The sequence below is a fragment of the Arthrobacter sp. UC242_113 genome (assembly GCF_044054585.1).
Taxonomy (GTDB): domain Bacteria; phylum Actinomycetota; class Actinomycetes; order Actinomycetales; family Micrococcaceae; genus Arthrobacter.
Map to the genome: position 1 here is coordinate 4,491,750 of NZ_CP171968.1, position 11,932 is coordinate 4,503,681.

Genomic DNA, 11,932 nt, shown 5'->3' on the forward strand with positions numbered 1-11,932 from the left:
AAACGTCAGGCGGACTCGAGCGGGAACGCCACGGCTTCGCCCACCACGCGCAGGCAGAGTTCCGTGCCGGGCTGCGCGATGGACGCGTTCCAGTGCCGGATGGTGATGACTTCGCCGCCGCCGGGGTAGCGGTGGTCGGGCATGGCACCGGCCAGCTTGGGCGGCACGGCGAGCTTGAGCCGCACGGTGGTCTCGGGTCCGAAATAGTCGGTGTCCACAACCACGCCGCGGATGGGCCCGTCTTCGGCAATGCGAATCTGCTCCGGACGCAGCATGAGCTGGACGCGGCCCTGTGCGGGCGGCCGCCGGACCGGGATCCCGCCCAGCGAGCAGGTGGCCAGCGACCCCTCCATCCACGCGTCGAGGATGACCGCATCGCCCAGGAACTCGGCCGTGGCTCGGTCCGCCGGCCGGGTGTACACCACGAACGGGTTGCCGATCTGTGCCAGCTTGCCGCCCCGCATCACCGCCACCTGGTCCGCGAAGGACAGCGCCTCGGCCTGGTCGTGGGTGACCAGGATGGTGGTCACCCCGGCCTCGCTGAGGACCTTGGCCACCGCCCGCCGCGTGGCGACCCGCAGCCCGGCGTCAAGGGCGGAGAACGGCTCGTCCAGCAGCATGAGTTCGGGTTCCCGGGCCAGCGCACGGGCCAGGGCGACGCGCTGCTGCTGGCCGCCGGAGAGCTGGTGCGGCCGGCGCTTGGCCATGGCCGTGTCCAGCGACACCATTTCGAGGAGTTCGTTGACCCGGGCGTTAACCGCGCGTCGGCCGCCGTCGAGCTTTGCCGCGCTGAGCCCGAACGCGATGTTCTGCCCCACGGTCAGGTGCGGGAACAGGGCGCCGTCCTGGGCCACATAGCCGACGTGGCGCTTGTGCGCCGGCTTCCACACGCCGTCGCCCGCCACCGGGGAACCGTTCAGCGAGATGCTGCCGGTGCCCGGGTGTTCAAAGCCCGCGATCAGCCGGAGCAGGGTGGTCTTGCCGGAACCCGACGGGCCCACAATCGCGGTGGTTCCGCCCTTGGCCACGGACAGGTTCACGCCCTTGAGGACGGCCTGCGAGCCGAAGTTCTTGGTGACGGAGTCGATCTCCAGGTGGCTGTTGGTGCTTGGCGCCACGGACCGTGAGATCCGCGGTTCCGGAAGCCTGGACGGGGATTGTTCGGTCACTGTCCCGCTACTTTCTTGGACTGCTGGAAGAGCAAATAGGTCATGGGCGCCGAGATGACGATCATGAGCAGGGCGTACGGCGCGGCGCCGGCGTAGTCGATTTCGCTGCTCTTGCTCCAGAACTCGGTGGCCAGGGTCCTCGTCCCGTTGGGGGAGAGCAGCAGTGTGGCGGTCAGTTCGTTGGCGATGCCGAGGAAGACCAGAGCCGCACCGCCGGCCGCAGCGGGGGCGGTGAGCCGGAGCGTCACACGGATGAAGGACAGCAGCGGAGGCGTTCCCAGGGCCTGGGCCGCCTCATCCAGCTCCTTGGGTGCCTGGGCCAGGCCGGCACGGATGTTGACCAGCGCGCGCGGCAGGAACAGGAGGATGTAGGCGGCCACCAGGACGCCGGCGGTCTGGTAGACGTTCGGAACCAGCCGGATGCTGACGGTGACGAAGGCCAGGGCCACCACGATGCCCGGCATGGAGCTGGTGACGTAGTTGGACAGTTCGAGGGCCTTGCTGAACCAGCTGGCATGCCGAACGGCCAGGTACGCCATGGGGAAGGCAACCACGGTGGTGGCTCCGGCGCCGGCCAGCCCGTACAGCAGGGTCTGCCACAGCGCCGGAACGAATTCGTCAGCCGCCCAGATGTCAGCGCCGCCGGCAATGATCCAGCGCAGCACGAACAGCAGCGGCAGCCCGAAGGCAAGCAGGGTCAGGCCGAGCAGGGCCAGCTGGGCCGGTACCTGGTAGGCGTGCAGCGGCAGGCGCAGGGCCTTCGCCTGTGCGCCGGAGCCCACGCGGGCGTACCGTGCGGTGCCGCGGCTGCGCACCTCCACCAGGAGCAGGAGGAGGCAGAAGAACACCAGCACGCTGGCCAGCATGGTGCCTGCGGCGCCGTTGAACGTGGACTGGTACTGCACCATGATGGCCGTGGTGAACGTGTCGAAGCGGATCATCGCGAAGGCGCCGTACTCTGCCAGCAGGTGCAGGGCCACCAGCAGCGAGCCGCCGGTCATCGCGATCCGGAGCTGCGGCAGGACCACACGGAAAAACGCCCGCCAGGCCCCCAGCCCGAGGGACGCAGCCGACTGCTCTACGGCGGGATCCAGCCGGCTCAGCGTCGCGGCGGCGGGAATGTAGACCAGCGGGAAGTAGGAGAGCGTGGCAATCAGGACCCCGGAAAACAGCCCGTGCAGGGACGGCACAGCGGAAACCCACGCGTAGCTGTTGACGAAGGCAGGGATGGCCAGCGGCGCCGCGAGCAGCACGGCCCACACCTTCTGCCCGCGCAGCGTGGTGCGTTCCACGAGCCACGCGCCGCCCACGCCCAGGATGAGGCACAGCGGCACCGTGAGCACGATCAGGAGCACGGTGTTGAGCAGCAGCTCGCCGACGCGCGGGCGCACGATCAGTTCAATGGCGGTGTCCCAGCCCGTGGCCGCGGTCATCACCGCGACGTAGCCGAGGGGGACGAGGGCGAACAAGGCGATCAGCACCGCCATGACGCCTACCGCGGAAACGCCGAAAGGCGGGCGGGGGCGCTTGCCCCGGCCCGCCGCCGTCGTGCTTCCGGATGTCTCCGGTGCCGATACTTGCGTGGTCACAGAATTAGAGCAGTCCTGCCTTGGTCATCAGCTCCGTGACCTTCTCGGAATTCAGCTTGGCGGGGTCCACGGTGGGAGCCTGAAGTTCCTTGATGGGAACCAGCTTCTCGCTGGCCGGGACGCCCGAAGCGATGGCGTACTCGAAGGACGTGCCCTTCTGCAGGACTTCCTGGCCCTTCTTGCCGGTGATGAACTTCAGGAAGGCCTGGGCGTTCTCGGCGTTCTTCGAGGACTTCAGCACGCCGCCGCCGGAGACGGACAGGAACGCGCCCGGGTCCTGGTTCTTGAAGTAGTACGGCGTGACGTTCTTGGAGTTCTCGCCCGTCTTCGCCTGGTCGCCGTAGTAGTAGTAGTGGTAGATCAGCGCGGCATCAACCTCGCCGGCGTTCACTGCCTTCATGGCGGTGCTGTTGCCCTTGTAGGCGGTGAAGTTTTCCTTCATGCCCTTCAGCCACGCTTCGGCAGCGGCCTCGCCCTTGAGCTCAACAAGGGCGGAGACGATGGCCTGGAAGTCGGCGCCGCTCGGGGAGGCTGCCCACTTGCCCTTCCACTCCGGCTTGGCCAGGTCCAGCATGGACTTCGGCAGCTTGTCCTCGGAGATCTTGTTCTTGTCGTAGACCAGGACGGTGGAGCGGGCGGCGATGCCGGTCCACTTGTTGGTGCTGGGGCGGAACTCGGCCGGGACCTGGGCAACCGTGTCCTTGTCAACGTCGGCGAACAGGCCGGCGTTCTCCACCTGCGCCATTGCGGGGGAGTTCTCCGTGAGGAAGACGTCCGCCGGTGAGGCTGCGCCTTCCTGGACGATCTGGTTGGACATCTCGGTGTCGTCACCCTGGCGGAGCGTCACCTTGATGCCGGTTTCCGCGGTAAACGCGTCCGCCCATTCCTTGGTGAGGCTTTCGTGCTGGGCGTTGTAGACCGTGATCTCGCCCTTGGAGGCGTCAGCCGAGGACGAGGCAGCTGGGGAGGTGCCGGAGCCGCAGGCCGAGAGGCCAAGGGCTGCGGTGGCGGCGATCGCGATGCCGGCCAGCGCGTTAATGCGGATCTTCATCGGGGTGCTTCTTTCTGCAAAAGTCTCGTGGGCCAGGCCCGCGTGAGCTGGGGAAGTTAGGTGAAGCTCACTCGAAAAACTGTAGGTTAGCCAAACCTAAGCACCAAGCGACAAAGGCCTTAAGTGATGAGGATCACATCAATTACGACACTGTTGCGTGTCCTAATTGGTCCCTGACTTGGAGTCCGCTGCTGCTGACGCGGCCGCCACTGACGCCACTGCCTCCAGGGCCATCCAGGCCTGAAGCTGGGTGGAAAGTTCAACGGCGGCGCCCGGCGGGTAAGTATCGCTCGCCGGCCGCCGGGGTTCGAAGGAGAACACCGGTTCGCCGGCGCGCCCGTGTCGGCCCAGCGGTTCGCCTGCGGCGATCAGCCGGCGGCCGGCCCAGAGGGCCCCGGCAGTGCCGGTGACCAGTCCGGCCGCGGTGGTCCGCACGTCCTGCGGCAGCCGTTCGTCGTTGGCGGCCAGCGCCAGGTAGCGGGTGAGGATGCCGGTGAACAGCCCGCCGTCGCCGGTGCCGTCGCAGCGGAGGAGCAGGCTGGGCGTGGGGTCGCTGGCCGGGTCTGCGCTGTTGCCGGTCTTCCTTCCGCCGGCATCCGGCAGGGTGAGGTGCTCCGCCACTGCGCGCACCACGGTGGACGCGCGTCCCAGATTGTCGGGGCCGCCCAGCTCCAGCAGGGCGCCGAGGACGGGCCCCTGGTTGTAGGTGTAAATCGCCTCCTCCAGCACCGTCTCCCCGGTGCTGCGGATCCGGATGCCGTCCAGGTAGAGCCCGCGGGCGGGGTCGAACAGCCGCGCATCCAGCCAGTCGAGCAGCGCCTGCGCCTTGGCGGTGTTGCCCGTGCGTGCATAGTAGAGCGCCACCGGTGCCGTGGCCGGCGTGTTCTTAAAGTCCCGCTTGGTGCTCCAGAACGTGCCGCCGCCCAGGTCGTGAGTGGAGGCCGAGTCGAACTGCAAAGTCAGGCTCTTGCGGATCCTCTCCTGCCGCCGGGGGCTGGGACGCCGGCTCTCCTCGGCCAGCCGCTCCAGGCGGAGGGTGGACAGGGCCAGCCAGGCCATGTCGTCGTAGTAGTGGTTGACGAACGTCAGGAAATTTCGCAGCCGGATGCCGGTGACCAGCCGCGAGGCGAGCTGGCCGGCGCTGGGGCGGGCGGCGCCGTCGAACTTTTCCGGCGGCCGCACCGCCTTCCCGAGTTCGCGAAAGCCCGCGTCCACGAGGCAGTCCAGGTAATGCGCCTGCCACCAGTAGTGCCAGGGGCGGCGGAGGTTCTCGATGTGGCCGGAGGGGCGGGCTGTGGCTGCGATGTGCGTCCCGGGCAGGAAGAACAGACGCTGGCCGAACAGGTGCGTTACCGACCGCGCCGCCTCGTCGGCCCGCTCTGCCCAGGCCGTTGCGGGGTCGGGGATGGCATCCGGGGCGGCGTCAGCATCTGGCTGGATCATTCGGCCAGCCTAGCGAACCGACGCCGGCGACCCGTCAGCGGGGCGGCGCGGTCGCCGAAAACGGGGCGGCGCGGGGTGCATCCGCCGCCCGTTTCAGTTAACATTCACTAACTAACGTTCGCGGCCGGGATCCGGATCCGCATCGACCTGTTCCGCATCAAGGAGGATGTATGGAAATCGAGGGTTCCGTCGCGCTCATCACGGGAGGTGCATCCGGTCTGGGCGCCGCCACGGCCCGGCGGCTGTTCGATGCCGGCGCCTCTGTGGTTCTCGCCGACCTCGCCACCTCGGCCGGTGCCGCGTACGCCGGCGAGCTGAATGCGGCCGGCCCGCAGAACCTTGGGGGCACTGCTTCAGGCCGTGAGGTGGCAGTCCCCAAAGCGGTCTTCGTTCCCGCGGACGTGACCAGCGAGGAAGAGGTGCAGGCCGCTGTGGACGCCGCCGTCGGGCTGGGACCGCTGCGGATAGTGGTGAACTGCGCCGGCATCGCCACGCCGGGCAAGGTCCTGGGGCGCGACGGCGTGCTGCCGCTGGAAACCTTCCAGCGCGTCATCCAGATCAACCTGGTTGGGACCTTCAATGTGGTCCGGCTGGCCGCCGCAGCAATGGCCACCACCGAGCCTGCTGTCACCGAGCTCGGCGGAGAGGAACGCGGCGTGCTCATCAACACCGCCTCGGTAGCCGCGTTCGACGGGCAGATCGGCCAGCCTGCCTACGCTGCATCCAAGGGCGGCGTGGCAGCCATGACCCTGCCGCTGGCCCGCGAACTTGCCCGCTCCCTCATCCGCGTGGTGACCATCGCGCCCGGCATCTTCGAGACCCCGATGATGGCCGGGCTGCCGCAGGAGGCACAGGAGTCACTGGGCCGGCAGGTGCCCCACCCGTCCCGCCTGGGCCGGCCCGCCGAGTACGCCAACCTCGCCGCGCACATCGTCGAGAACGCGATGCTGAACGGCGAAACCATCCGCCTCGACGGCGCCATCCGGATGGGGCCGAAGTGACCGGCACCGAAGTGGGCGGGGCAGCCCTGGGCGCCGCCAAGCTTGACGGGGCCGCCCGGGCGATATCCGCCGTCGACACCCTGCCCACGGCTGATTTTTTCGGCTACGAATCCCTGCTCAGCGCCTCCGAGCAGCGGAAGCTGGGCGAACTGCGGGAGTTCCTGGGCGCGGAAATCGCGCCGTTCGCCGGGGACTGGTGGAACAAGGCCGAGTTTCCGGCGCACATCCTCCCAAAGCTGGCCGCCCTGGAGCTCAGCACGCCCGCCCAGCGCGGCTACAGCCATCTGTTCGCGGGGCTGGTGATTGCGGAGATGACGCGCGTGGACACGTCGATCGCCACGTTTTTCCTGGTCCACCACGACCTCTTCGTCGAGTCGCTCTACCGGTTCGGCTCCGAGGACCAGCGCAGCCGGTACCTCGAGGATGCCTCGAACCTGAGAACCACGGGTGCGTTTGCCCTGACCGAGCCGGACCACGGCTCGGACGTCGCCGGCGGCATGGAGACGCGGGCGCGCCGCATATCGAGCATTACCGGAGAGGCCGACGGCGGCGGGGACTGCTGGGTGCTGAACGGCGCCAAGCGGTGGATCGGCAACGGGACGTTCTGCGACTACATGCTGGTGTGGGCGCGGGACGAGGCCGACGGCGCGGTCCGCGGCTTCATCGTGGACGCCGGCCTGCCCGGAGTGAGCCGCAGCCGGATCGAGAACAAGATCGCGCTGCGCACCGTGCAGAACGCAGACATCGTATTCGAGGACGTGCGCGTTGCCGAGGCAGACCGCTTTGCGGGCATCAGGACTTTCGAGGACACCAACGAACTGCTCCGCGGCTCACGCATCATGGTCGCGTGGCAGGCCCTGGGGCAGCAGCTGGCGGCGTTCGACGTCGCCCGTCAGTACGCCGTCGAACGCCAGCAGTTCGGCCGTCCGCTGGCGAGGTTCCAGCTCATCCAGCAGCAGCTGGTGACCATGCTGGGCAACGCCGTGGCGAGCATGGGCATGATGGCCCGGATCGCGCAGCTGCAGGAGCAGGGCGTCGGCATGGCGCAGGTGGCGCTGGCCAAGTCCTACACGTCGGCGAGGATGCGCGAAACAGTGGCGATGGGCCGGTCAATCTTGGGCGGGAACGGCATCGTCACGGACTACCGGATGGCCAAGATCTTCGCCGACGCCGAGGCCATCTACACCTACGAGGGCTCGTACGAGATCAACACGCTGATCGTGGGCCGCGCTGTCACCGGGGTCTCCGCGATCGCCTGACGGTCCTCCGGCCCCAGAGCGAAGCGCGAACTGGCAGCTAATGACCCCAAATCTCCGTTTTGAGGGCGTTACCTGCCAGTTCGCGCGTGGGTGCGGGGGCCTCAGGAGGCGGGCTGCTTTTCCCCGGCTTCGATCCGCGCGTCCAGGCTGTTGTTCCGCACCGGCATGGGGCACGTGCCGTAGGGCGTGAAGGCGCTGGGGTAGTTGATGGCGCGGTTGAAGTCCAGCACCACGGAGCCGTCCGGCCGCGGGCGCGCGGTGGACACCTTCCGCCATTCGTCCGTCGTGTCGCCGTTTGTCTCGTCGTGGAACGTGACTGTCAGGGCGCCGAGCTTCTCCGCCTCGGCATGGAGCCGGTACTCGTGGTCTTTGCCGGGCAGCCGGAACACCAGTTCGCCGACGCTGCGGTGCACCCCGTCCACCAGCGGATTGGCCGTGGAAATGGGCACGTCCACAGGCTCCGGGTAGGCCTCGAACCTGGCCTCCACCGCAAGGTCGGGCCGGTAATCGAAGGTGGGCACGCCGTCGAACCCGGTGAACACCGGCGAGGCGGAATCCCGGGTGCGGACCGCATACCTGTCCGCGCGCATCGCCAGTTCCACCACAACCTGCCGGCCGTCCGCGCCGCCGAACTGCACCCACATCAACGACTCCTCATTGGCGAGCCGCGCACTGAGCGTCCCGTCCACCGGCTCCCCGGTCTCCACGAGCGTCAGCCCGTCGGACGCCGCGGCGGTGAGCGTCGCCGTCGTGCCATCCGCTGACCACAGTCCGGGAACGAGGTCGACGGCGGCGGGCTGGCTTTCCAGCCACTGGAACGATGTGAGCGTGAGCCAGCCGTGTTCGGCCGCGAGTGCGGTGTTGCGGCCTTTGCGGAAGCGGCGCCAGCGCTCCAGCTGGGGGTCTGCTGCGGTGCTCATGTGTCCTCCAACGGTGTATGCCTCTGGCCAGCTTAGGGGGCAACGCCGGGCCGCGGCAGGCGTAGCCTTGGGATATGGCCCTGGACGTTGTTCTGACGGTGCTCGTTTGCGTTGCCATTGTGCTGGCGCTGACCCTCGCGGGGATGGCTGTGCAGAAGCGGGGCGTCGATCCGAAAGGTGCCGCGGGGACGCTGGGCAGTGCCCTGGCAGGCTTCGATCCGGCCACCGGCACCCCGGCGCATTCGGAGGCGCTGGCGGTCCGCGAGGAACAGAAACGAAAGCGGCATGAAGCGCCCAGCGCGGGTCCCGGACCTGAATTGAACGGTCCGTATTCGGGCCGGATCCGGTTGCCCGCGGCCCCTTTACAGGCACCGGCCGTGCCAGTTCAAGGGCCCGACAGCATCTGAGACATATTCCCGCGCTCCGGCCGGCTGCGGGTAACATCCCATAGGAACAGTAACCGGGCTCACAGTATCCAGCGCAGTGTACGAGCCAAAGTCGAACACTCGAAAGATAGTTTCCATGGCTGACACTGCAATGAATTCAGAAACAGATCTCGCCGCCGAACTCCGCGCCGACGTACGCCGGGTCTCCACCCTGCTGGGCGAATCACTGGTCCGCCAGCACGGCCCCGAACTCCTCGACCTGGTGGAGCAGGTGCGCCTGCTCACCAAGGAATCCAAGGAGGCCGCCCGGGGCGGCGCGGAGGCCACCGGCCCCTGGAGCGCGCACGACGTCGTTGCCCAGGTCCGCGAGCTGCTCGCCTCCCTGCCGCTAGAGCAGGCGACCGACCTGGTCCGCGCCTTCGCCTTCTACTTCCACCTCGCCAACGCCGCCGAACAGGTCCACCGCGTCCGCGGGCTGCGCACCCGGCAGGAGAAGGACGGCTGGCTGGCCAAAGCCGTCGAGGACATCGCGGGGCAGGCCGGCCCGGCGGTGCTGCAGGAAGTGGTCAACGAGCTGGATGTGCGCCCAATCTTCACCGCGCACCCCACCGAGGCTTCCCGCCGCTCCGTGCTGGACAAGATCCGAAAGCTCTCGGACGTGCTGGCCCAGCCCACCGAGGAGGGCACCAGCGCCCGGCGCCGGCAGGACCGGCAATTGTCCGAAATGATCGACCAGATGTGGCAGACGGACGAACTGCGCCAGGTGCGGCCCACTCCCGTGGACGAGGCCCGCAACGCCATCTACTACCTCGACAGCATCCTGACGGACGCGCTGCCGGAGATGCTGACGGATTTCTCGGAACTCCTCAGCGAGCACGGCGTCGCGCTGCCGGCCCAGAACGCACCGATCCGGTTCGGCTCCTGGATCGGCGGTGACCGCGACGGTAACCCCAACGTCACGGCAGCCGTCACGCACGAGATCCTGCAGCTGCAGAACCAGCATGCGGTCAGGATCAGCATTGCCATGATCGACGAACTCATCTCCGTCCTGTCCAACTCCACGGCCCTCGCCGGTGCCGACCAGGCGCTCCTCGATTCGATCGACGCCGACCTCGCGAAGCTGCCCGGCCTGGACCGCCGCATTCTGGAACTCAATGCCCAGGAGCCCTACCGGCTGAAGCTGACCTGCATCAAGGCCAAGCTCATCAACACCGGCAAGCGGGTGGCCGCGGGGTCCAAGCACCAGCCGGGGCGTGACTACACCTCCACCGAGGAGCTCATCGCCGAACTCGAACTGCTGGAACTGTCCCTGCGCAACCACTCGGCGTCCCTTGCCGCGGACGGGGCGCTGGCACGTGTCCGCCGCGCCATCGCCTCCTTCGGCCTCCACCTGGCCACCCTCGACATCCGCGAGCACGCCGACCACCACCACGACGCCGTCGGCCAGCTCATGGACCGCCTCGGCGGTCCCGGCATCCGCTATGCAGAACTGACCCGCGACGAGCGCCTCGAGGTCCTGAGCGCCGAGCTCGCCTCCCGCCGTCCGCTCTCCGGCCACCCGATCAAGCTCGACGGCGCCGCTGACGGCACGTACGACGTCTTCCGTGAGATCCGCCGCGCCCTGCGCACGTACGGCCCGGACGTCATCGAAACCTACATCATCTCCATGACCCGCGGCGCTGACGACGTCCTGGCCGCGGCCGTCCTGGCGCGCGAGGCCGGCCTGGTCAGCATCTTCGGCGACGCCCCGTACGCCAAGATCGGTTTTGCGCCGCTGCTGGAGACCGTCGAGGAGCTGCGTGCCTCGGCGGAGATCGTGGACCAGCTGCTGTCCGACCCGTCCTACCGCGAGCTGGTCCGGCTGCGCGGGGACGTCCAGGAAGTCATGCTCGGATACTCGGACTCCAACAAGGAATCCGGCGTGATGACCAGCCAGTGGGAAATCCACAAGACCCAGAGGAAGCTGCGCGACATCGCCTCCAAGCACGGCGTCCGCGTGCGCCTGTTCCACGGCCGCGGCGGTTCCGTGGGCCGCGGCGGCGGACCCACCTACGACGCCATCATGGCGCAGCCGAACGGCGTCCTCGAGGGTGAAATCAAGTTCACCGAACAGGGCGAGGTCATCTCGGACAAGTACTCCCTGCCGGAACTTGCCCGCGAAAACCTGGAGCTGTCCCTCGCTGCAGTGCTGCAGGGATCTGCGCTGCACCGCACGCCGCGCACGTCGGACGACCAGCGCGAGCGGTTCGGGCATGTCATGGAGACAATCTCCGACGCCGCGTTCGCCCGCTACCGCAGCCTCATCGACCACCCCGACCTGCCGGCGTACTTCCTGGCCTCGACGCCGGTGGAGCAGCTCGGTTCGCTGAACATCGGTTCCCGCCCGTCCAAGCGCCCGGATTCCGGTGCCGGGCTGGGCGGCCTGCGTGCCATCCCGTGGGTGTTCGGCTGGACCCAGTCACGGCAGATTGTTCCCGGCTGGTTCGGCGTCGGCTCCGGGCTGAAGGCGGCACGGGAAGCCGGAAACTCTGCCCAGCTCGTGGAGATGATGCACGGCTGGCACTTCTTCCGCTCCGTGCTGTCCAACGTGGAGATGACCCTCGCCAAGACGGACATGGAGATCGCCGGATACTACGTGGACACCCTGGTCCCGGCGGAGCTGCACCACCTCTTCCGCGCCATCCGCGAGGAGTACGAACTCACTGTCTCCGAGATCCAGAACCTCACCGGCGAGAACCTGCTGCTGGACGCCCAGCCCACGCTCAAGCGGTCCCTGGAAATCCGTGACCAGTACCTCGACCCGATCAGCTACCTCCAGGTGGAACTGCTCCGCCGCGTGCGGGCAGAAGGTGCCAGCATTTCCGCAGGCGAGATCGACGAGCGTCTGCAGCGGGCCATGCTCATCACCGTCAACGGCGTGGCAGCAGGCCTCCGCAACACAGGGTAACCCGAACTGCCCCAGACGCTTCCTCACTTTTCGTCGGTTCGTTCCAAACGCGTCCTCACTTTTCGTCGGTTCGTTCCAAACGCGTCCTCACCGCAGCGGGAGGGTTTGGCGTGACGCGACAGGATGTGAGGACGCGTCAGGCGTGAGGCGACGGGATGTGAGGAAGC

9 protein-coding genes are annotated in these 11,932 nt (G+C 68.0%); 4 read left to right on the forward strand and 5 right to left on the reverse strand.

Annotated features, from left to right (window positions below):
* Window positions 1-5 precede the first annotated feature (5 nt).
* The 4 genes from ACHMXB_RS20515 to ACHMXB_RS20530 all read right to left on the reverse strand — a co-directional run bounded on the left by ACHMXB_RS20515 (window position 6) and on the right by ACHMXB_RS20530 (window position 5,252).
* Window positions 6-1,169 carry an ABC transporter ATP-binding protein gene (locus ACHMXB_RS20515; RefSeq protein WP_395401437.1) on the reverse strand — a complete coding sequence of 388 codons (1,164 nt, stop codon included), beginning with the start codon at window positions 1,167-1,169 and terminating at the stop codon, window positions 6-8.
* A complete protein-coding gene (locus ACHMXB_RS20520) occupies window positions 1,166-2,758 on the reverse strand; it encodes an ABC transporter permease (RefSeq protein ID WP_395401439.1) in 1,593 nt (530 codons plus the stop codon). The genes ACHMXB_RS20515 and ACHMXB_RS20520 overlap by 4 nt, the downstream gene beginning before the upstream one ends.
* A gap of 4 nt (window positions 2,759-2,762) precedes the next feature.
* A complete protein-coding gene (locus ACHMXB_RS20525; RefSeq protein ID WP_190604515.1) occupies window positions 2,763-3,809 on the reverse strand; it encodes an iron ABC transporter substrate-binding protein in 1,047 nt (348 codons plus the stop codon).
* Between the two features lie 162 nt (window positions 3,810-3,971).
* Entirely contained in the window at window positions 3,972-5,252 is a 1,281-nt protein-coding gene (locus ACHMXB_RS20530; RefSeq protein WP_395401442.1) for a glycoside hydrolase family 76 protein, read from the reverse strand.
* A 170-nt stretch (window positions 5,253-5,422) separates the two neighbouring features.
* On the opposite strand from ACHMXB_RS20530, the gene ACHMXB_RS20535 reads away from it, so the two are divergent.
* Window positions 5,423-6,253, forward strand: coding sequence for an SDR family NAD(P)-dependent oxidoreductase (locus ACHMXB_RS20535; protein WP_395401444.1), 831 nt, complete (start codon window positions 5,423-5,425; stop codon window positions 6,251-6,253).
* Between the two features lie 62 nt (window positions 6,254-6,315).
* Window positions 6,316-7,512, forward strand: a complete 1,197-nt coding sequence (locus ACHMXB_RS20540; RefSeq protein ID WP_395405381.1) for an acyl-CoA dehydrogenase family protein — start codon at window positions 6,316-6,318, stop codon at window positions 7,510-7,512.
* A 101-nt stretch (window positions 7,513-7,613) separates the two neighbouring features.
* Here ACHMXB_RS20540 and ACHMXB_RS20545 read toward each other — a convergent pair whose 3' ends face one another.
* On the reverse strand, window positions 7,614-8,432 hold the full coding sequence (locus tag ACHMXB_RS20545; RefSeq protein ID WP_395401446.1) for a DUF1684 domain-containing protein: 819 nt from the start codon (window positions 8,430-8,432) through the stop codon (window positions 7,614-7,616).
* A 74-nt stretch (window positions 8,433-8,506) separates the two neighbouring features.
* On the opposite strand from ACHMXB_RS20545, the gene ACHMXB_RS20550 reads away from it, so the two are divergent.
* Window positions 8,507-8,839 carry a hypothetical protein gene (locus ACHMXB_RS20550; RefSeq protein ID WP_395401448.1) on the forward strand — a complete coding sequence of 111 codons (333 nt, stop codon included), beginning with the start codon at window positions 8,507-8,509 and terminating at the stop codon, window positions 8,837-8,839.
* 115 nt (window positions 8,840-8,954) lie between these two features.
* Window positions 8,955-11,765 carry a phosphoenolpyruvate carboxylase gene (ppc, locus tag ACHMXB_RS20555; protein WP_395401450.1) on the forward strand — a complete coding sequence of 937 codons (2,811 nt, stop codon included), beginning with the start codon at window positions 8,955-8,957 and terminating at the stop codon, window positions 11,763-11,765.
* The last annotated feature ends 167 nt before the right edge of the window (window positions 11,766-11,932 follow it).

What these genes read in the sequence shown, in the direction of transcription:
- ACHMXB_RS20525 (WP_190604515.1), bottom strand. Translation starts at nt 3,809, where the DNA reads ATGAAGATCCGCATTAACGCGCTGGCCGGCATCGCGATCGCCGCCACC.
- ACHMXB_RS20530 (WP_395401442.1), bottom strand. Translation starts at nt 5,252, where the DNA reads ATGATCCAGCCAGATGCTGACGCCGCCCCGGATGCCATCCCCGACCCC.
- ACHMXB_RS20535 (WP_395401444.1), top strand. Translation starts at nt 5,423, where the DNA reads ATGGAAATCGAGGGTTCCGTCGCGCTCATCACGGGAGGTGCATCCGGT.
- ACHMXB_RS20545 (WP_395401446.1), bottom strand. Translation starts at nt 8,432, where the DNA reads ATGAGCACCGCAGCAGACCCCCAGCTGGAGCGCTGGCGCCGCTTCCGC.
- ACHMXB_RS20550 (WP_395401448.1), top strand. Translation starts at nt 8,507, where the DNA reads ATGGCCCTGGACGTTGTTCTGACGGTGCTCGTTTGCGTTGCCATTGTG.
- ppc (WP_395401450.1), top strand. Translation starts at nt 8,955, where the DNA reads ATGGCTGACACTGCAATGAATTCAGAAACAGATCTCGCCGCCGAACTC.